Source organism: Azospirillum halopraeferens DSM 3675, from assembly GCF_000429625.1.
GTDB classification, from domain to species: domain Bacteria; phylum Pseudomonadota; class Alphaproteobacteria; order Azospirillales; family Azospirillaceae; genus Azospirillum; species Azospirillum halopraeferens.
Genome location: NZ_KE386929.1, coordinates 41,240 through 59,185 on the forward strand (window position 1 = coordinate 41,240; position 17,946 = coordinate 59,185).

A 17,946-nucleotide genomic window follows, 5' to 3' on the forward strand; every position below is an offset into this window, starting at 1 on the left:
CCTGCGTGGCGTTTGAACGCAGCGGTCAGGATGGTCCTGACCGCGTACAACAGCGGGGGCCTCTACCCGAGGATCGTCGCCAGACGGGCAAGCACCTCGTCCATGACGGCGTCCGGCACGCTTTCCAGCCGCCGCCCGTTGCGCGAGCCGATGTCGAGGGCTCGCGGCTGATCGCAGCGGATGACGCCGGTGGTCTTCGTACCGGCGCCGTCGAGAGAGACGGCAAAGCCCGCCGTGCGGGCGAACGCGCCGCCCGTGGTGATCGGCAGCACCACGGGCGTCCCGGTCAGGCGGTTGAAGGCGCCGGGCGAAACGATCAGAACCGGGCGGGTGCCCTGTTGCTCATGCCCGGATGTCGGATCGAGCGAGACCCGGTAGATGTCGCCCCGTTCCATCACGGCAGCTCATTGCCGGACGGCGGCGCGTCGATCCATTCCCGGTCCTCGGGCGACAGCGCGGCGCCGGCGTCGCAGCGGGCCAGCAACTCATCGAGCGTGTAGCGCGGCCGCGGCCGCGGCTCCACGATCAGACGGCCGTTGTCGACGTTCAGGCCGACCCTGGCACCGGCTTCGAGGTGCAGAAGATCAAGGAGGGCCGGCGGTACGGCCAGCATGATCGACCCGCCGACCCGGCGCAGATTCGTGGTGTGCATGGCGACGCCTTCCCGGAAGTTATATTTAAGTATAACGCACCCCGTGCCGTCCGGCAACGCAGGCCCCGCACGGGAGGGCGCCACGATGACGGCAAGCGGCTCCCGTCAGTACCGTCCCCGGAGTGCCGCCCAGGCGAGGCGGGCGTGGCGCAGCGGCGTGGCGCGCAGCAGGTGCGGTGCCAGCACGTCGTGGCCCGCCCGGGCCAGCCGGTCCAGGTGGATGTCGGCGACCACCGCCGGCAGCAGGGCCGGCACCGCCGCCTTCGGCACGTCGCGGCGCAGGGCGCGCGCCTGCCGCAGATGGTCGCGGGCGGCGGCGGCCACCTCCTGCGCCACCGGCCGGAGGGCGGGGGTGGCGCGCAGCTCCAGCACGTCGCGGGCGCGGGCACCGTGGGCCGCCATCCGGTCGGCCGGCAGCAGGACGCGCTGCTGGCGGGCGTGGAAGGGCACGGCGCGCAGGATGCCGGCCAGGGCGAAGCCGACGCCCACATGGCGGGCCACCGGTCCGGCCGCCGCCTCCCGCGCGCCCAGCACCTCCAGCGCCAGGCGGACGAGAGGGACCGCCGTCACCTCGGCATAGTTGATCAGACAGGTCAGGGTGGCCGGCGAGTCGTCGTCCAGGTCCGCCTCGCGGCCGTCGATCAGCCGATCGAAATGGTCCCGCGTCAGCCCGTGGGCGGACACCGCCGCGGCCAGCGGGCCGGCCACCGCGTGCTCCGGCAACCGGCCCTCGCCGTAGGCCGCGGCCACCGCGTCGCGCCACCATTGCAGACGCATCTGCCCCAGCATCGGCTCGCTGACCACCTCGCGGGTCTTGGCCACCTCCAGGTTGAAGGCGTAGAGGGCAAACAGCGCTTCCCGCCGGTCGACGGGGGCGAACAGACCGGTTAGGAAACGGTCGTTGTCGTATTTCCTGACCTCCTGTCCGCAATAGGACAGGCCGGTCGTCGCATTTGCCATAGGGTGTCTACCGGGAAAATTGGGGGTGGATGCTGTTGGAGAGACGCCAGGGCCGGATCGCGGCTTATATTAAGTCGGAGAAGTCACCGCGCCAGCCCCGTCGCGCAGCAGAGCAGGCCAGAACCGCCATGACGGACTTCAACATCGCGCCGACCACCCGGGCCCGCACCGGCCCGTTCGCCCGCAAGGATGCCGCGGGGGAGAATTTCCCCGTCGCATCGCGCCTGCTGCCGCGCCATCTGCGGCCGCACGTCCTGTCGTTCTACCGGTTCCTGCGGCTGGCCGACGACATCGCCGACGATCCCGAGCTGGAAGCCGAGAGCAAGCTGGCCTACCTCGACGCCCTGGAACGGGCGCTGACCTCCGGCCAAGCCAAGCATGCATACCTGAAGCCGGCGCTCGATCTGCGGGCCAGCTTCCAGGAAACCGGCGTCTCCGACCGCCACGCCCGGCAGGTGCTCCGCGCCTTCCGCCGCGATTCGGTGGGTGCGCGCTGCCACACCTGGAGCGACCTGCTGCTCTATTGCCGCTTCTCCGCCAACCCGGTGGGTCGCTACCTGCTGGAACTGCACGGCGAGGGGCCGGAGGCGGGTCCTGCGGCCGACGCCCTGTGCTCGGCCCTGCAAATCCTCAACCATCTGCAGGACGCCCGCGACGACTGGGTGGCGCTTGGCCGCTGCTACATCCCGCTGGCCTGGTTCGACGACGCCGGCATCAGCGTGGAGCGGCTGGTGGAGACGCAGACGGACCCCAAGCTGCGCGCCGTCTTCACCCGCGTGGTCGACCACACCGACCAGCTTCTGGAACGGGCCGCCGCCCTGCCCGGCCTGATCCGGCACCGCGGCCTGCGCATGGAAGCGGCGGTCATCCTCTGCCTGGCGGAATCCCTGGCGGCCCGTCTGCGGACCCGCGACCCTATGAAGAAGCGGGTATCTCTGGGCGCCCATCAGAAGATGTATGCCATGGCGCGGGGTATTGCCCGCGGGTTGGCCGGCTGACCCGGCGCGGGAGCTGTGCTATGGCTTGACGAGTCGGGACGGGGACCACCCGTCCCGACGCCGTTCCGGAAGCCCGAGCCCCGCATGACCGCCCCCCTGCCCGCCGCCGCCGCCCGCCGCCTCGCCGAGTCGCCGGCGCGCGTGGCCGGCCGCTCGGGCAGCACCTTCTACTGGCCGATGCTGCTGCTGCCGCGCTCCAAGCGCGCGGCGATGTTCGCCATCTACGCCTTCTGCCGCCAGGTCGACGACGTGGCCGACGAGCCCGGCGATCCCGAGGCCAAGCGCCGCGCACTCGCCGCCTGGCGCGGGACCATCCGCAGCCTCTACGCCGGCGCCGCCCCGACCGACGGCCTGACCGCCGCCCTGAAGGGCGCCATCGAGCGCTACGGCCTGCCGCGGGCCGAACTGGAGGCCGTGGTCGACGGCATGGCCATGGATCTGGCCGGCCTGATGCGCGGCCCCGACGAGGCGACCCTGGCCCTCTACTGCCGCCGCGTGGCGGGGGCCGTCGGGCTGCTGGCGGTGCGCGTGTTCGACCGGGCCGACCCGGAAAGCGAAGCCTTCGCCCTGGCCCTGGGGGAGGCGCTGCAACTCACCAACATCCTGCGCGACCTGGCGGAGGATGCCGGGCTCGGCCGGCTCTACCTGCCGGCGGAGCTGCTCGACGCCGCCGGCATCACCGCGCGGGATCCGGCGGCGGTGCTGGCCCACCCCGCCCTGCCCGGCGTCTGCGCCGCGCTGGCGGCCCGCGCCGAGGCCCGCTTCGTCGAGGCGGAGCACCGCATGGCCCGGTGCCGCCGCGCCAATCTGTGGGCGGCGGAGGCGATGATGGTGCTCTATCGCCGCCTGCTGGCCGCCCTGGTGGCGCGGGGCTGGCACGATCCGGGGCAGCGGGTGCGTCTGCGCAAGCGCGCCTGCGCCTGGGTCGCGCTGCGCTGCATGGCCGGCTGGCCGCCGGCCCGCTGACGGGGCGGGCGTCCTTGGCCACGGTCCACGTCGTCGGTGCCGGGCTGGCCGGGTTGTCCTGCGCCCTGACCCTGGCGGAGTCGGGGGTGCGCGTCGTGGTGCACGAGGCGGCTCCCGCGGCCGGCGGCCGCTGCCGGTCCTTCGCCGACGCCGCCCTGGGGCGCATGGTGGACAATGGCAGCCATCTGATGCTGTCGGGAAACCGCGCGGTGATCCGCCACCTGGAGCGCACCGGCGCGCGTGACCGGATGACGGCGCTGCACCCCGCGGCCTTCCCCTTCCTGGACCGGGCCACGGGGCAGTGCTGGACGCTGCGCCCCGGCGGGATGTGGTTTCTCGACCCCTCCCGCCGGGTGCCCGGCGGCGGCGCGCTCGACCACTTCGCGGCGCTGCGCCTCCTCACCGCCCCCGCCGGCGCGACGGTCGCCGACGTGCTGCGCCCCGGTAGCCCGCTCTACGCCCGGCTGTGGGCGCCGCTCGCCGTCGCCGGCCTGAACGGACGGCCGGAGCGCGTGTCGGCGCGCCTGCTGGGTGCCATCCTGCGCGAGACGCTGCTGCGCGGCGAGGCCGCCTGCCGGCCGCTGTTCGCCCCCGACGGCCTGTCGGCCGCGCTGGTCACGCCGGCACTGGCGCGTCTGGAGGCGCTGGGGGCCGAGGTGCGCTTCAACGCCCGCGTCGAAGGGCCGGAGACGGCGGACGGGCGGGTGACCGGCTTCCGGTCCGGCGGCGCTGCGGTCGCCGCGGGGGCGGACGATGCCCTGGTGCTGGCCGTGCCGCCGCGCGCCGCGGCCCGGCTGCTGCCCGGCCTGACCGTGCCACCGCCGGGCCCGGCCATCGTCAACGCCCATTTCCGGCTCGACCGGCCCGCGGCCCTGCCCGGCGGTCTGCCCTTCCTCGGCCTGATCGGCGGCACGGCGGAGTGGCTGTTCGCCCGTGGCGACGTGCTGTCGGTGACGGTCAGCGCCGCCGACGCCCTGGCCGAGCGACCGGCGGAGACGGTGGCCGCCGCCCTGTGGACCGACTGCGCCGCCGTGCTCGGCCGGCCGGCGGACGCGCCGGTGCCGCCGGTGCGGGTGGTCAAGGAACGGCGGGCCACCTTCGACCAGTCGCCTACCGGCGACGCCGCGCGGCCGCCGGCGGCGACCCGGCTGGAGAACCTGGTCCTGGCCGGGGACTGGACGGCCACCGGACTCCCCGCCACCGTGGAGGGTGCGCTCCGTTCGGGAGAGGCAGCGGCCCTTGTCCTGCTCGGCCGTCGAACTACCTCTTCTGCGCGGCCCGGCCTTTTTCAGGGCTTCACATTCCCCGGCCGCCGTCATATGTGACCGGGCGGAGGCGTTCGCGGCGTCGGCCACACGCCTTACCGTCCAAGGCAACACCGAAGAAGAGGGTACCGACCAATGGCATTCGAACTGCCGCCGCTCCCGTACGCGTACGACGCCCTGGAGCCGTTCATGTCGTCGCAGACCCTGCACCTGCACCACGACAAGCACCACCAGACCTACGTCACCAACCTGAACAACCTGGTGAAGGACACCCCGCTGGCGGACGCCAGCCTGGAGGACATCATCAGGCAGAGCGTCGGCGATGCCTCCAAGGTCGGCATCTTCAACAACTCCGGCCAGGTGTGGAACCACACCTTCTACTGGCAGTGTATGAAGAAGAACGGCGGCGGCGCCATCCCCGGCGAGCTGGAGAAGCGCATCGTCGCCGACTTCGGCAGCGTCGACAAGTTCAAGGAGGAGTTCTCGCAGGCCGCCATCACCCAGTTCGGTTCGGGCTGGGCCTGGTTGTACATCGAGAACGGCAAGCTGAAGGTCACCAAGACGGGCAACGCCGACACGCCGCTGGCGCACGGCCACTACCCGCTTCTGACCGCCGACGTGTGGGAGCATGCCTACTACGTCGACTACCAGAACCGCCGCGCCGATTTCGTCAAGGCGTTCATCGACAGCCTGTTGAACTGGGAATTCGTGGCCGAGCGCCTGTCCAAGGCCCCGGCCTGACGCGCACGCATCGCATCCGCCGTTGCGGAGAGGGGCCCCCGCCGGGGGCCCCTTTTCGATTCACGTCTCCGGCTGGGGTCCTGTTGGCGGGTCGGTTCCACGCGCCGGACGAAACCCCGGGTTACGGAAATCGTACGTGTTGGAAACGGCCGCGTGCGAGTAGGCTTGCGTCGTCCCGCACGCCGCGGGTGGTCCGCCGATCCGGCAACGCGGAGACGACTTGCGATGACGGCATCCCCGTCCAAACCCCCGGTCTGGCTGCTGATCGCCGCCACAGCGACCGGTCCGCTGGCTCTCAACATCTTCGTGCCGTCCATGCCCGGCCTGCCGGCCGCCTTCGACACCGTGCCGGCGACGGTGCAGCTCACCCTGTCGCTGTTCCTGATCGGGGTGGCGTTCGGGCAGCTCGTCTATGGTCCGCTGTCGGACCGCTTCGGGCGACGCCCGACCCTGCTGTTCGGATTCGGTCTCTACACCGTCGCCAGCCTGGCCTGTGCGCTCGCCCCCTCCATCGGGCTGCTTGTGGTGGGCCGGGTGGCGCAGGCGCTGGGTGGCTGTGCCGGCATGGTGATCGCCCGCGCCATCGTGCGCGACGCCTGGGGCCGGGAGGAGGCGACGGGGGTGCTGGCGCTGGTGATCGCGGGAATGGCGGTGGCCCCCATGGTGGCGCCGGCCATCGGCGGCTTCCTGGACGTCTGGCTGGGCTGGCGGTCGGGATTCCTGCTGCTGGTGGCCTTCGGCGGGGCGGTGTGGCTGGCCGCCGTGCGCCTGCTGCCGGAAACCCACCGCACGCCCACACCCATGCCGGGACCGTCGGCCCTGTGGGCGGCGTACCGGTCCCTGCTGGTGCGCCCGGCCTTTCTCGGCTACGCCCTGACCACCGCGGCGGTGACCGCGGTGTTCTTCTGTTTCCTGGCCGGCGCCCCCTTCGTGATGGTCGAGCGGCTGGGCCGGCCGCCCAGCGAGTACGGGCTGTTCTTCATCCTGCTGTCGGCCGGCTACATGGCCGGCAACCTCGCGGTGTCGCGCCTGTCGGGCCGGCTGGACGGCGACACGCTGGTGCGGACCGGCATGGCCTGCACCCTTCTCGGGCCGCTGATGCTGCTGGCCTTCCTGCTGGCGGGGGTGCTGTCGCCGGCGGTGCTGTTCCTGCCGTCGGTCTTGCTGTGCTTCGGCAACGGCCTGACGCTGCCGCCGGCGATGACCGCGGCGATCGGCGTGGAGCCCCGCCTGGCCGGGACGGCATCGGGTCTTCTGGGATTCCTTCAGATGGGCGCCGGGGCGGTGGCATCCACCCTGATCGGCGCCATCGGCCCCGGTGAGCCGCTGGTGATGACCCTGGGCATGGTGGCCTGCGCCGGGCTGGCCGTCGCCGCCTTCGCGCTGGCACGGCGGGGCTCCGACGTGGCGGAGCAGCGCGCCGCCGAAGCGCAGGCGGACTGATGCGGCGGTCACAAAACCCCTGTCCTCTTCTGGACCGCGGCCCTATTTGCTAGACAGACCGCGAGACCTGACGGAGACGCCCATGCCTTCCCCGAGCACCAGCCAGTCCGACGTCCTGAACCTGCTGGAGGACCTGATCCGCAAGGCGAAGGCCGCGGGGGCCGATGCGGCCGACGCGGTGCTGTTCGATTCCGCCTCGGTGTCGCTCTCCCAGCGGCTGGGCCGGCCCGAGCGGCTGGAGCGGTCGGAGTCCGGCGATCTCGGCCTGCGCGTCTTCATGGGCAAACGCCAGGCCATCGTGTCGTCCACCGACCGCAGCGCCCGCGCGCTGGAAGAACTGGTGGAGCGCGCCGTCGCCATGGCCCGGGTGGTGCCGGAGGACCCGTTCTGCGGTCTGGCCGATCCCGACCAGCTTGCCCGCACCTGGCCCGACCTGGACGTCTGCGATCCCGACGAGCCCTCGGCCGACGAGATGATCGAGCACGCCCGCATCGCCGAGGACGCGGCGCGCGCCGTGCCCGGTGTCACCAACTCCGAAGGGGCGGACAGCGGCTGGAGCCGGTCGACCATCGCCATCGCCGCCTCCAACGGCTTCGCCGGCGGCTACGCGGTGTCGCGCCGCTCCCTCGCCGTGTCGGTGCTGGCCGGGACGGGCACCGGGATGGAGCGTGACTACGAATACGACTCCAAGGTCTACGGCGCCGACCTGCGCGCCCCCGCCGACATCGGCCGCGACGCCGGAGAGCGCGCGGTGCGCCGCCTGAACCCGCGCAAGGTGAAAAGTCAGAAGGTCCCCGTGGTCTTCGACCCGCGGGTGTCGCGCAGCCTGCTGGGCCACCTGACCGGTGCCATCAGCGGGCCGGCGGTGGCGCGCGGCACGTCCTTCCTGAAGGACCGCATGGGGCAGGTCATTTTCGCCGAGGGCGTGACCATCGTCGACGATCCCTATGTGCGGCGCGGCCTGCGCTCCCGCCCCTTCGATGCGGAGGGAATCGCGGTGTCCCGGCGCACGGTGATCGACGGCGGACGCCTCGCCACCTGGCTGCTCGATCTGCGCTCGGCCCGCCAGCTCGGCCTGGAGACCACCGGCAACGCCACGCGCGGGACGTCCGGTCCGCCGGGTCCCGCCCCGTCCAACTTCTACATGGAGCCGGGCAAGCGCAGCCGCGACGCCATCATCGGCGAGATCGGCTCCGGCCTCTACGTCACCGAGATGATGGGCAGCGGGGTCAACGGCGTTACCGGCGACTACAGCCGCGGCGCCACCGGATTCTGGATCGAGGACGGCCGCATCGCCTACCCGGTCAGCGAGCTGACGGTGGCCGGCAACCTGAAGGACATGTTCCTCAACCTGGAGCCGGCCGACGACCTGGAGCACCGCTACGGCATGGACGCGCCGACCATCCGCGTCGACGGCCTGACGGTGGCGGGCACCTGATCGCCTCCCCCGCCCTCACGCGCCGGTGGGATCGCCGGCGCGCCGGGCGGCCGCGGTGCCGCCGGGCATGGGCACGATGAGGCGGCGGCGTTCCGGCTGGGCCTTGCGGGAGATGCCGGCGAAGATCTGCTTGGACGACTCCACCATGGTCACGCCGGCGAATGCCTTGAACCAGCGCGCCCCCACTTCCTCCCACGCCGGGGCGGAGCGCAGCAGGACGCGCGAGCGCACCGGCGGGATGAACAGGGCGTGCGCCGTGCGCTCGGGCACGAACATGGTGTCGCGCATGACCTGCTTGAGCTGGGAGGGCGAATAGGGAAAGCCATGGCCGAACGGCGTCCAGTCGGCCCGGGCCCACAGGCCGCGGCGGTTGGGCACGACGCTGAGCAGCCGCCCGCCGCCGGCCAGCACCCGCCAGATCTCCCGCATCATGGGGCGGAGCTGCTCGGTCCCCTCCAGCCCGTGCACCAGCAGCACCCGGTCGACCGACATGTCCGGCAGGGGCAGTTCCGCCTCGTCCGCCAGGGCCACCAATCCGGGGCCCTCGCGCGGCCAGAACGCGACGCCCTGGGTGGCCGGCATCAGGGCGATCACCCGCTCCGCCTCGTCCCGAAAGGGACGCAGATAGGGCGTGGTGTAGCCGATGCCCAGGACGATCTGGCCCCGCACGTCCGGCCACAGCTCCCGCAGGCGGCGGCGGATCATCCGCCGGGCCACCTGGCCGAGGCTGGTGTCATAGAAGTCCCGGATGTCGACAATATCGGTATACATGATGGCCGAAGGTTAACACAATCCGCCCGAGGGAGGGGCAAAACCCCATGGAAATCCACCTGATTCCGGCGTTCGACGACAACTACATCCACCTGCTGCGCGACGAGCCCGGCGGTGCCGTCGGCGTCGTCGACCCCGGCGACGCCGACCCGGTGGTGGAGGAGCTGGAGCGGCGGGGCTGGCGCCTCACCCACATCTTCAACACCCACCACCACGCCGACCACACCGGCGGCAACCACGCGCTGAAGACCCGCTACGGCTGTCCGGTCATCGGCGGACGCGCCGACGCGCACCGCATCCCCGATATGGATACGAGCCTGTCCGATGGCGAGACCATCGCGTTCGGAAGCGAGACCGCGACCGTTTTCGACGTGCCCGGCCACACCTCCGGCCACATCGCCTTCCACTTCCCGCGCGCCAAGGTCCTGTTCTGCGGCGACACCCTGTTCGCGCTGGGCTGCGGCCGCCTGTTCGAAGGCACGCCGGCACAGATGTGGGCGTCGCTGTGCAGGCTGCGCGCCCTGCCGGGCGACACCCGGGTCTATTGCGGGCACGAATACACCGCCTCCAACGCCCGCTTCGCCCTGACGGTCGATCCCGACAACCCGGACCTGCGCAGCCGCGCCGAGGAGATCCGCGCCCTGCGCAGCCGGGGCGAGCCGACCATCCCCTCGACCATCGCGGCGGAAATCCGCACCAACCCCTTCCTGCGCGCCGACGATCCCGGCGTCCGGGCGGCCGTCGGCCTGCCCGACGCCCCGGCCGCGGAGGTGTTCGCCGAGATCCGGCGGCGCAAGGACAAGGCGTGATCCCGAGTCGCCCGTCGGGGGCGCACGCTTAACCCAATCGTAGTCATCCGCCGTCATGGTGGCCCCGTCGCAAACGGGTGTCGGGGCGGGCCATGAAGGCGATCGTGCTGCTGGTGATCGGTCTGGCTCTGCTGGGCGGGGCCGGCTATGGCGGCTGGATGCTCTATCAGAAGTACATCGTCGGCGAGGCGGAGAGCGACGTCCCGCCGCCCCCGCCACCGCCGCCGGTGACCTCCTACGTGCGCATGAAGCCGGTGGTGGTCCCGGTGATCGGGCAGAACCGGGTGTCCCAGTTCATCACCGTCGTGGTCACCATCGAGGTCGTTGCCGCCAAGGCGCCGATCGCCCAATCCAACGTGCCGCGCCTGGAAGACGCCTTCATCACCACCCTCTACGGGGCGGTCGACGACCGGTCGATCCTGAAGGGCGAACTGATCGTCATCCCCACGCTGAAGGCCAAGCTGATCGAGGCCGCCACCAAGACGGTGGGGTCCGACGTGGTCCACGACGTCCTCATCCAGGTGGTCACCCAGCGCAATCTGTAATATCCGCCGCCCTCTCCGGCGTGCACGTGTTGCGCCGCAACATCCGCGGGCCGGCCGGTCACCGTTGCGTAAAATTGCCGCCATGAATCCACACCCCCCGACGACCGCTTAGGCCAAAGGGGGTAGATTGGAATCATTTCATTCGTCTCACCCCGCCATTGAACGGCCATTTCGCCGCGCTTTGCCCGGCATTGCCGCTGTTGCAAAGCGACGGCCGGAAAGGCATGCTCAACGGCGAAAAAATCGGCCTCAACACCGCCTCGTCTTGGCGAGGTGGGCGGGGGATTTATGGCCGATACAATGTTTTTGGGGGAACGGATGACAGTAGCGTTCATATTTGTCATCGCCTGCGGCTTCCTGGCCCTCGGTTACGGCGCCTATGCCGGCAGGGAGGTCATGGCCGCTCCGGCCGGGTCGGAGCGCATGCAGGCCATCGCAGGGGCGATCCAGGAAGGCGCGAGCGCCTATCTGAACCGGCAGTACACCACCATCGCCATCGCCGGCGTGGTCATCCTCATCATTCTCGGGGCCATCCTGGGCCTGGCGGTCGCCATCGGCTTCCTGATCGGCGCCGTCCTGTCCGGCGTTGCCGGCTACATCGGCATGAACGTGTCGGTGCGCGCCAACGTCCGCACCGCGCAGGCCGCCACCGAAGGGCTGGCGCGGGCGCTGGACATCGCCTTCAAGTCGGGCGCCATCACCGGCATGCTGGTGGTCGGCCTGGGCCTGCTGGGCGTCGGCGGCTATTTCGGCACCCTGTCCCTGATCTATGACCTGAGCAACGCCGCCGAACTGCGCCACGTGCTGGAAGCCCTGGTGGCGCTCAGCTTCGGTGCGTCGCTGATCTCCATCTTCGCCCGCCTGGGCGGCGGCATCTTCACCAAGGGGGCCGACGTCGGCGCCGACCTGGTCGGCAAGGTCGAGGCCGGCATTCCCGAAGACGATCCCCGCAACCCGGCGGTCATCGCCGACAACGTCGGCGACAACGTCGGCGACTGCGCCGGCATGGCCGCCGACCTGTTCGAAACCTATGCCGTCACCATCGTCGCCACCATGCTGCTGGCGGCGATCTTCTTCACCGGCGACGCCGTGCGCCCGCTGCTGCTCTATCCGCTGGTCATCGGCGCGGTGTGCATCATCGGCTCGGTGGCCGGAACCTTCTTCGTCAAGCTGGGCGCCAGCAACAACATCATGGCGGCCCTCTACAAGGGCTTCATCGGGTCGGCCGTGATTTCGGCGGTGCTGATCTTCCTGGTGACGCTCGTGATGTTCGGCTTCCGCTCGCCGATCCCCATGGCCAGCGGCACCACGACGGTGAACATCACCGGCACCAACCTGTTCGTCTGCTCGCTGGTCGGGCTGGCGGTGACGGGCCTGCTGGTGTGGATCACCGAATACTACACCTCCACGTCCTTCCGGCCGGTGCGCAGCGTCGCCCGCGCCTCGGAGACGGGCCACGGCACCAACGTCATCCAGGGTCTTGCCGTGTCCATGGAGGCGACGGCCCTGCCGGTGATCGTGATCTGCGCCGGCATCGTCATCGCCTACAGCCAGGCCCACGTCTTCGGCATCGGCATCGCCGCGACGACGATGCTGGCGCTGGCCGGCATGGTCGTGGCGCTCGACGCCTACGGCCCGGTCACCGACAACGCCGGTGGCATCGCCGAGATGTCGGAGATGCCCAAGGACATCCGCGTCACCACCGACGCCCTGGACGCCGTGGGCAACACCACCAAGGCGGTGACCAAGGGCTACGCCATCGGCTCCGCCGGCCTGGCGGCGCTGGTGCTGTTCGCGGCCTACGTCCAGGACCTGAAGCACTACTTCCCGGACATCGACGTCGCCTTCCAGCTCGACAGCCCGTTCGTCGTCATCGGTCTGCTGCTGGGCGGCCTGCTGCCGTACCTGTTCGGTGCGCTGGGCATGACGGCGGTGGGACGCGCCGCGGGATCGGTGGTGATCGAGGTGCGCCGCCAGTTCCGCGAAATCCCCGGCATCATGGAAGGCACGGCCAAGCCCGACTACGGCCGCGCCGTGGACATGCTGACCAAGTCGGCCATCAAGGAGATGATCGCTCCGTCGCTGCTGCCGGTGCTGGCACCGGTGGTGCTCTACCTGGTGATCACCGCCGTCGCCAGCCAGGCCGACGCCTTCTCGGCGCTGGGCGCCATGCTGCTGGGCACCATCGTGACCGGCATCTTCGTCGCCATCTCCATGACGTCCGGCGGCGGCGCCTGGGACAACGCCAAGAAGTACATCGAAGAGGGGAACCACGGCGGCAAGGGGTCCGACGCCCACAAGGCGGCGGTCACCGGCGACACCGTCGGCGACCCCTACAAGGACACCGCCGGCCCGGCGGTCAACCCGATGATCAAGATCACGAACATCGTGGCGCTGCTGCTGCTGGCGATCATTGCCCAGCTCTCCTGACCCGCGGCCCCCGGTTCTTCACCCCCCGGAGCCGGCGGCTCCGGGGGGTCGTTTTTTCACTCCCTCCGCTTCCCCCCGAATCAGAAAGGGCCGGGCGATCGCGCCCGGCCCTCCCCGTTCGTGCAGGCTCCGCAGAATGCCTCAGAGGCCGCCCGGCCCGCGGCCCTTGTCCTTGGCGCTGAAGCGGCCGACGTTGCCGATCATCTGCTCCAGGAAGGTCATCTCGCGGCCATGGGTCGGCGTGGCGCGGGAAACGATAGAGACGTCCTGTCCCGCCTCGGCGTCCATCTGCTGCACGCCGCTGACCACGCCGGACGGGTCGAACTGCACGACGACCACCCGGCGTTCCACCACGTCGGGCTGGAAGAAGGCCGTCTTCTCCGTCCGCTGGCCGATGTAATACCAGACGTCGGGATCGAAGGTGCCGACCGAGGTGGGCGTGCCCAGCAGGGAAGCCACGTCCTCCCGGCGGCTCTCGCCCGCCCGGATCGCGGACACCAGTTCGGGGTCCGTCATGTTGCCGCGGGTGGCCACGGTCGGCGCACAGGCGGTCGCGGTCAGGCCCAGCAGGGCGGCCGCGCACAGCGCGTGGATCGGTTTCGTCATGGCGGTCGGCTCGTTTTCCTGGCAGGAGGCGGGAGCGGCGCTTGACGGCGCACCCCCTTTGGCCCAAATGGGGTGACATTCGCACCGGCCCCTCGGCGCTGTCAATGGCGACGGCATCCCGAGTCGCGGCGCCGTTCCGTTCCATCCGACACCCATCCCGCCGTTGCGCGCGGGGGAGGACCCGATCCGTGTTCGCCCGCCTGTTCAACCGCCGTGACGTCCACGCCGACACCGCCTTCTACACCGCCATCGTCGCCCGGTCCCGCGACGAGGCGTTCTACCGCGACCTCGGCGTACCCGACAGCATCGACGGACGCTTCGACATGGTCGCCCTCCACGTGTTCCTGATCATGCACCGCCTGAAGGGCGAAGGCGGTGCCGCCGAGGCGACGGCGCGCCGCCTGTACGACATCATGACCATGGACTTCGACCGGACCCTGCGCGAGATGGGGGTGGGCGACAGCGGCCTCGGCCGGCGCGTCACCGCCATGGTGCGCGGCGTTGCCGGGCGCATCCAGGCGTACGGCGCCGCCCTGGCCGCCGCCGACGATCGGGCTCTGGAGGTGGTGCTGGACAACAACGTCTACGGCACGGTGCACGACGTCGATCCCGCTGCGCTGGCGGCCATGGCCGCCTATGTCCGTGCCCAGGCCGCGGCGCTGGCGGCGCAACCCCTGGCCGAGGTGCTGGCCGGCCGGCCGCGCTTCATCCCGGTGCCCCTGCCCGGCGGAGAGCCGGGCGGCGCGCATTCGGGGTAGGCCGCGAACCCGGGCCACCGCGGCCTGTTGACCGGAAGGGTGGAGACGAACGCCGGACCGCGCCCGTCGCGCGGCGGCTTCCGCTCCGCGACGAACTGTGATTGAGTCGCCGTTGCGACCACGATCGGCAGTCACGAAACAAGGCGGACCAACCGGCCATGCAGCACGGCACCACTCACGGCGGCGCCCCCGCGAGCCCGCCCCCCGAGTTTTCCCGCTTCGTCAGCGCCGACCGCGTGCAGCGCGGCGAGGTGGTGGAGGAGATCACGGCCGGCGAGGCGGAACGGCGCGCATTGGCCGCCCGCTTCGAGCTGGAGGCCATCGACCGCCTGACCGCCACCGTCCGGCTGAGCCGGGTGCGCGGGGAGATGGTGCGGGTTTCGGGTGAACTGGAGGCCGAGGTGGTGCAGACCTGTGTCGTCACGCTGGAACCGGTGCGCAACACCGTGTCCGAGCGGTTCGAGGCGCTGTTCGCCCCCGACGCGCTGCTGCCCGACTATGGCGACGAGATCGACATCGACGCCTGCATGCTCGACGAGGAGATGCCGGAGGCCATGGACAACGGCCGCATCGACATCGGCGAGCTGACGGCGCAGCACCTGTCCCTGGCGCTTGATCCCTACCCGCGCGCGCCCGGTGTGGAGCCGCCGTCGGCCGAGGAGGTGGACGCCTCCCCCGATGCCCGGCCCAACCCGTTCGCAGTGCTGGAGCGGTTGAAGCGCCCCCATTGAGGGGAACGGAACGGGCTTGCCCTTGGCGCGGGTTTGCCGTATTGAATGCGGCTCGCGTCAGGCGGCCCTCGTTCGGGCCGCCTTTTCCAATGATATGAGAGTATACCGTCATGGCCGTTCCGAAGAAGAAGACCTCCAAGTCCCGGCGCAACATGCGGCGCTCGCACCACGCGCTGTCGACCCACAGCTACGCGGAGTGCGCGAACTGCGGCGAGCTGAAGCGTCCCCATCACGTCTGCGGCGCGTGCGGCCATTACGATCAGCGCGAAGTGGTGAAGACCTCGGCGGCTTGATGCCGCCGTTTCGCCGGTCCGCCCTCCGTTGGCAGCAGGGAGTCCGTCCGAGGTGAGCCAGCGCCTGACCATCGCCCTTGATGCCATGGGCGGCGACCATGCGCCCGACATGGTGGTTGCCGGTGCGGACATCGCGCGCGAGCGGCATCCCGACGTCCGCTACCTGCTGTTCGGCGATGCCGCCCGCATCGAGCCGCTGCTGGCCAGGCGCCCCACGCTTCAGACGGTGACCGAGGTGGTGCACACCGCCGACGCCGTAGCGGGGGATGCCAAGCCGTCGGTGGCTCTGCGCACGGGGCGGCAGTCCAGCATGCGGCTCGCCATCGACGCCGTGGCCCAGGGACGTGCGGCCTGCGTGGTTTCGGCCGGAAACACCGGCGCCCTCATGGCGATGGCGAAGTTCGTGCTGAAGACGCTGCCGGGAATCGACCGGCCGGCGATCGCGTCATTCTTCCCGACCCAGGTCGGCGAAAGCGTGATGCTCGACCTCGGCGCCAACACCGAGTGCACGGCCGACAACCTCGTGCAGTTCGCGCTGATGGGAACGGTGTTCGCCCGGACGGTGCTGGGCCTGGCCGAACCGACGGTCGGCGTGCTCAACATCGGGTCCGAGGACGTGAAGGGCAACGAGACGGTGCGCGGCGCCGCGGCGCGCCTGCGCACCATGCCCCTGCCCGGCCGGTTCTACGGCTTCGTCGAGGGGACGGACATCGCGGCCGGCACCACCGATGTGATCGTCACCGACGGCTTCACCGGCAACGTGGCGCTGAAGACCGCCGAGGGCACGGCCAAGCTCTACACCGAGTTCCTGCGCCGCACCTTCCAGGCGTCCCTGACCGCCCGGCTGGGCTACCTGCTGGCGCGTTCGGCCTTCAAGAAGCTGAAGACGCGGACCGATCCGCGGCGCTACAACGGCGCCATGTTCCTCGGCTTGCGCGGCGTGTGCGTCAAGAGTCACGGCGGCACCGACGCGGTCGGCTTCGCCAACGCAATCGGCGTGGCGCTGAACCTGGCGGCCAACAGCTTCAACGACAAGATCATGGAAGAAATGCAGCGCCTCGCCAGCGCCGCTCCTCTTCCCGGAACCCAGGCGGCGGCGGTCTGATATCATGGTCAAGCGCTCCCGGATCGTCGGCTGCGGGTCGTACCTGCCGGCCAACGCCGTTTCCAACGAGGACCTGACGAAGCGGGTCGACACCTCCGACGACTGGATCGTCCAGCGCACCGGCATCCGCTCCCGCCACATCGCGGCGGATGGCGAGCTGACCTCCGATCTGGCGGTCGCTGCGGCACGGGCCGCCCTGGAGCGGGCCGGACTGCAGGGTGCCGACATCGACTGCATCGTCCTGGCGACCACGACTCCGGACAACACCTTCCCCTCCACCGCCACAAAGGTGCAGGCGGCGCTGGGCATGACCCGTGGCTTCGCGCTGGACGTCCAGGCGGTGTGCGCCGGCTTCATCTACGCCCTGTCGGTGGCCGACACCTTCGTGCGTACCGGACAGGCGACTCGCGCCCTGGTCATCGGGGCCGAGACGTTCTCGCGCATCCTCGACTGGAACGACCGCACCACCTGCGTGCTGTTCGGCGACGGCGCCGGCGCGGTGGTGCTGGAGGCCGCGGAGGGCGCCGGGACGGCCGCCGACCGTGGTGTGCTGTCCACCCATCTGCATTCGGACGGCCGTTACTACGACCTGCTGTACGTGGATGGCGGCCCATCGACCACGGGCACGGCCGGCTGCGTGCGCATGCACGGGCAGGAGATCTTCCGCCACGCCGTGACCAAGCTGTCGGAGGTGGTGGAGGAGGCGCTGGTGGCCAATGGGCTGGAGCCCTCGGCCATCGACTGGCTGGTGCCGCACCAGGCGAACCGCCGCATCATCGACGGCATCGCGCGCAAGCTGAAGCTGCCGGAAGACAAGGTCGTGCTGACCGTCGACCGTCACGGCAACACCTCTGCCGCCTCGATCCCGCTGGCCCTGGCGGAGGCGGTCAACGACGGCCGCATCAGGCGCGGCGACCTGATCCTGATGGAAGCCATCGGCGGCGGCCTCACCTGGGGATCCGCCCTGGTCCGCTGGTAACCCCGCGCCGGCCCGCCACCGCATTAGCCAAGCTTTTGAATTGACGGGGTTCCCGCGTCGCTCTACCGTTTCCCGACACGTCGCGGGAAGAGGACTGAGCGATGTCCGAGCACACCGTTACGCGCGCCCATCTCAGCGAGGCCGTCTACCAGGAGGTGGGGCTGTCCCGCAACGAGTCGGCCGACCTGGTGGAGCATGTTCTGAACGAGCTGTCCGACGCGCTGGCGCGCGGTGAGATGGTGAAGATTTCCTCGTTCGGCAGCTTCCAGGTGCGCCAGAAGGGCCAGCGCGTCGGCCGCAACCCCAAGACGGGGGAAGAGGTGCCGATCCTGCCCCGCCGTGTCCTGGTGTTCCGTGCCAGCCATGTTCTGAAGGACCGCATCAACCAGGGCCTGGCCCTGCAAGAGGCCGAAGCGGTCAAGGCGGCGTCCTGAGCCGGGACGGAGCCAGCCGGGG

General features: G+C 70.8%; 20 protein-coding genes. 15 read left to right on the top strand and 5 right to left on the bottom strand.

Annotated features, from left to right (window positions below; translation table 11 throughout):
• Nucleotides 1-62 precede the first annotated feature (62 nt).
• The 3 genes from G472_RS0128910 to G472_RS0128920 all read right to left on the bottom strand — a co-directional run bounded on the left by G472_RS0128910 (nt 63) and on the right by G472_RS0128920 (nt 1,612).
• On the bottom strand, nt 63-395 hold the full coding sequence (locus G472_RS0128910; RefSeq protein ID WP_029011180.1) for a type II toxin-antitoxin system PemK/MazF family toxin: 333 nt from the start codon (nt 393-395) through the stop codon (nt 63-65).
• Complete coding sequence (locus G472_RS0128915) at nt 395-652, bottom strand: AbrB/MazE/SpoVT family DNA-binding domain-containing protein (RefSeq protein WP_029011181.1); 258 nt, start codon at nt 650-652, stop codon at nt 395-397. Before G472_RS0128915 ends, G472_RS0128910 begins: the two co-directional genes overlap by 1 nt.
• Before the next feature lie 105 nt (nt 653-757).
• Nucleotides 758-1,612: a phytoene/squalene synthase family protein gene (locus tag G472_RS0128920; RefSeq protein ID WP_029011182.1), complete on the bottom strand. Its 855-nt coding sequence runs from the start codon at nt 1,610-1,612 to the stop codon at nt 758-760.
• Nucleotides 1,613-1,740: 128 nt separating this feature from the next.
• Here G472_RS0128920 and G472_RS0128925 point away from each other — a divergent pair, with 128 nt between their 5' ends.
• The 6 genes from G472_RS0128925 to G472_RS0128950 all read left to right on the top strand — a co-directional run bounded on the left by G472_RS0128925 (nt 1,741) and on the right by G472_RS0128950 (nt 8,463).
• Nucleotides 1,741-2,610: a squalene/phytoene synthase family protein gene (locus G472_RS0128925; RefSeq protein WP_029011183.1), complete on the top strand. Its 870-nt coding sequence runs from the start codon at nt 1,741-1,743 to the stop codon at nt 2,608-2,610.
• Between the two features lie 84 nt (nt 2,611-2,694).
• Complete coding sequence (gene hpnD / locus G472_RS0128930) at nt 2,695-3,576, top strand: presqualene diphosphate synthase HpnD (RefSeq protein ID WP_051341542.1); 882 nt, start codon at nt 2,695-2,697, stop codon at nt 3,574-3,576.
• Between the two features lie 14 nt (nt 3,577-3,590).
• Nucleotides 3,591-4,901: a hydroxysqualene dehydroxylase HpnE gene (gene hpnE, locus G472_RS36305; protein WP_084536977.1), complete on the top strand. Its 1,311-nt coding sequence runs from the start codon at nt 3,591-3,593 to the stop codon at nt 4,899-4,901.
• 75 nt (nt 4,902-4,976) lie between these two features.
• Complete coding sequence (locus G472_RS0128940) at nt 4,977-5,582, top strand: superoxide dismutase (RefSeq protein ID WP_029011185.1); 606 nt, start codon at nt 4,977-4,979, stop codon at nt 5,580-5,582.
• Between the two features lie 225 nt (nt 5,583-5,807).
• Nucleotides 5,808-7,025, top strand: coding sequence for a multidrug effflux MFS transporter (locus tag G472_RS36310; protein WP_051341543.1), 1,218 nt, complete (start codon nt 5,808-5,810; stop codon nt 7,023-7,025).
• 82 nt (nt 7,026-7,107) lie between these two features.
• Nucleotides 7,108-8,463, top strand: a complete 1,356-nt coding sequence (locus tag G472_RS0128950; protein ID WP_029011186.1) for a TldD/PmbA family protein — start codon at nt 7,108-7,110, stop codon at nt 8,461-8,463.
• Between the two features lie 15 nt (nt 8,464-8,478).
• Here G472_RS0128950 and G472_RS36315 read toward each other — a convergent pair whose 3' ends face one another.
• On the bottom strand, nt 8,479-9,234 hold the full coding sequence (locus G472_RS36315) for a class I SAM-dependent methyltransferase (RefSeq protein WP_035694146.1): 756 nt from the start codon (nt 9,232-9,234) through the stop codon (nt 8,479-8,481).
• 47 nt (nt 9,235-9,281) lie between these two features.
• Here G472_RS36315 and gloB point away from each other — a divergent pair, with 47 nt between their 5' ends.
• The 3 genes from gloB (at nt 9,282) to G472_RS0128970 (ending at nt 13,018) form a co-directional block, all read left to right on the top strand.
• Nucleotides 9,282-10,043, top strand: coding sequence for a hydroxyacylglutathione hydrolase (gene gloB / locus G472_RS0128960; RefSeq protein WP_029011187.1), 762 nt, complete (start codon nt 9,282-9,284; stop codon nt 10,041-10,043).
• A 92-nt stretch (nt 10,044-10,135) separates the two neighbouring features.
• Complete coding sequence (locus G472_RS0128965) at nt 10,136-10,588, top strand: hypothetical protein (protein WP_035694149.1); 453 nt, start codon at nt 10,136-10,138, stop codon at nt 10,586-10,588.
• A gap of 318 nt (nt 10,589-10,906) precedes the next feature.
• Nucleotides 10,907-13,018: a sodium-translocating pyrophosphatase gene (locus G472_RS0128970; protein WP_029011189.1), complete on the top strand. Its 2,112-nt coding sequence runs from the start codon at nt 10,907-10,909 to the stop codon at nt 13,016-13,018.
• 141 nt (nt 13,019-13,159) lie between these two features.
• Here G472_RS0128970 and G472_RS0128975 read toward each other — a convergent pair whose 3' ends face one another.
• Nucleotides 13,160-13,624 (bottom strand): outer membrane protein assembly factor BamE, encoded by a 465-nt coding sequence (locus G472_RS0128975; protein ID WP_029011190.1) that lies wholly within the window; start codon nt 13,622-13,624, stop codon nt 13,160-13,162.
• A 188-nt stretch (nt 13,625-13,812) separates the two neighbouring features.
• Between G472_RS0128975 and G472_RS0128980 the strand changes: the two genes are divergently transcribed.
• The 6 genes from G472_RS0128980 to G472_RS0129005 all read left to right on the top strand — a co-directional run bounded on the left by G472_RS0128980 (nt 13,813) and on the right by G472_RS0129005 (nt 17,924).
• The gene (locus G472_RS0128980) at nt 13,813-14,382 is read left to right on the top strand and encodes a ubiquinol-cytochrome C chaperone family protein (RefSeq protein ID WP_035694151.1); all 570 of its coding nucleotides are present in this window, start codon (nt 13,813-13,815) and stop codon (nt 14,380-14,382) included.
• A gap of 158 nt (nt 14,383-14,540) precedes the next feature.
• Entirely contained in the window at nt 14,541-15,113 is a 573-nt protein-coding gene (locus tag G472_RS0128985) for a YceD family protein (protein WP_029011192.1), read from the top strand.
• Nucleotides 15,114-15,223: 110 nt separating this feature from the next.
• Nucleotides 15,224-15,406 carry a 50S ribosomal protein L32 gene (gene rpmF / locus G472_RS0128990; protein ID WP_029011193.1) on the top strand — a complete coding sequence of 61 codons (183 nt, stop codon included), beginning with the start codon at nt 15,224-15,226 and terminating at the stop codon, nt 15,404-15,406.
• A 52-nt stretch (nt 15,407-15,458) separates the two neighbouring features.
• Nucleotides 15,459-16,511 carry a phosphate acyltransferase PlsX gene (gene plsX, locus G472_RS0128995; protein ID WP_029011194.1) on the top strand — a complete coding sequence of 351 codons (1,053 nt, stop codon included), beginning with the start codon at nt 15,459-15,461 and terminating at the stop codon, nt 16,509-16,511.
• A 4-nt stretch (nt 16,512-16,515) separates the two neighbouring features.
• Nucleotides 16,516-17,490, top strand: a complete 975-nt coding sequence (locus G472_RS0129000; protein ID WP_029011195.1) for a beta-ketoacyl-ACP synthase III — start codon at nt 16,516-16,518, stop codon at nt 17,488-17,490.
• A 101-nt stretch (nt 17,491-17,591) separates the two neighbouring features.
• The gene (locus G472_RS0129005; RefSeq protein ID WP_029011196.1) at nt 17,592-17,924 is read left to right on the top strand and encodes an integration host factor subunit alpha; all 333 of its coding nucleotides are present in this window, start codon (nt 17,592-17,594) and stop codon (nt 17,922-17,924) included.
• The last annotated feature ends 22 nt before the right edge of the window (nt 17,925-17,946 follow it).

What these genes read in the sequence shown, in the direction of transcription:
- G472_RS0128910 (WP_029011180.1), bottom strand. Translation starts at nt 395, where the DNA reads ATGGAACGGGGCGACATCTACCGGGTCTCGCTCGATCCGACATCCGGG.
- G472_RS0128915 (WP_029011181.1), bottom strand. Translation starts at nt 652, where the DNA reads ATGCACACCACGAATCTGCGCCGGGTCGGCGGGTCGATCATGCTGGCC.
- G472_RS0128920 (WP_029011182.1), bottom strand. Translation starts at nt 1,612, where the DNA reads ATGGCAAATGCGACGACCGGCCTGTCCTATTGCGGACAGGAGGTCAGG.
- G472_RS0128925 (WP_029011183.1), top strand. Translation starts at nt 1,741, where the DNA reads ATGACGGACTTCAACATCGCGCCGACCACCCGGGCCCGCACCGGCCCG.
- hpnD (WP_051341542.1), top strand. Translation starts at nt 2,695, where the DNA reads ATGACCGCCCCCCTGCCCGCCGCCGCCGCCCGCCGCCTCGCCGAGTCG.
- G472_RS0128940 (WP_029011185.1), top strand. Translation starts at nt 4,977, where the DNA reads ATGGCATTCGAACTGCCGCCGCTCCCGTACGCGTACGACGCCCTGGAG.
- G472_RS36310 (WP_051341543.1), top strand. Translation starts at nt 5,808, where the DNA reads ATGACGGCATCCCCGTCCAAACCCCCGGTCTGGCTGCTGATCGCCGCC.
- G472_RS0128950 (WP_029011186.1), top strand. Translation starts at nt 7,108, where the DNA reads ATGCCTTCCCCGAGCACCAGCCAGTCCGACGTCCTGAACCTGCTGGAG.
- G472_RS36315 (WP_035694146.1), bottom strand. Translation starts at nt 9,234, where the DNA reads ATGTATACCGATATTGTCGACATCCGGGACTTCTATGACACCAGCCTC.
- gloB (WP_029011187.1), top strand. Translation starts at nt 9,282, where the DNA reads ATGGAAATCCACCTGATTCCGGCGTTCGACGACAACTACATCCACCTG.
- G472_RS0128965 (WP_035694149.1), top strand. Translation starts at nt 10,136, where the DNA reads ATGAAGGCGATCGTGCTGCTGGTGATCGGTCTGGCTCTGCTGGGCGGG.
- G472_RS0128970 (WP_029011189.1), top strand. Translation starts at nt 10,907, where the DNA reads ATGACAGTAGCGTTCATATTTGTCATCGCCTGCGGCTTCCTGGCCCTC.
- G472_RS0128975 (WP_029011190.1), bottom strand. Translation starts at nt 13,624, where the DNA reads ATGACGAAACCGATCCACGCGCTGTGCGCGGCCGCCCTGCTGGGCCTG.
- G472_RS0128985 (WP_029011192.1), top strand. Translation starts at nt 14,541, where the DNA reads ATGCAGCACGGCACCACTCACGGCGGCGCCCCCGCGAGCCCGCCCCCC.
- rpmF (WP_029011193.1), top strand. Translation starts at nt 15,224, where the DNA reads ATGGCCGTTCCGAAGAAGAAGACCTCCAAGTCCCGGCGCAACATGCGG.
- G472_RS0129000 (WP_029011195.1), top strand. Translation starts at nt 16,516, where the DNA reads ATGGTCAAGCGCTCCCGGATCGTCGGCTGCGGGTCGTACCTGCCGGCC.
- G472_RS0129005 (WP_029011196.1), top strand. Translation starts at nt 17,592, where the DNA reads ATGTCCGAGCACACCGTTACGCGCGCCCATCTCAGCGAGGCCGTCTAC.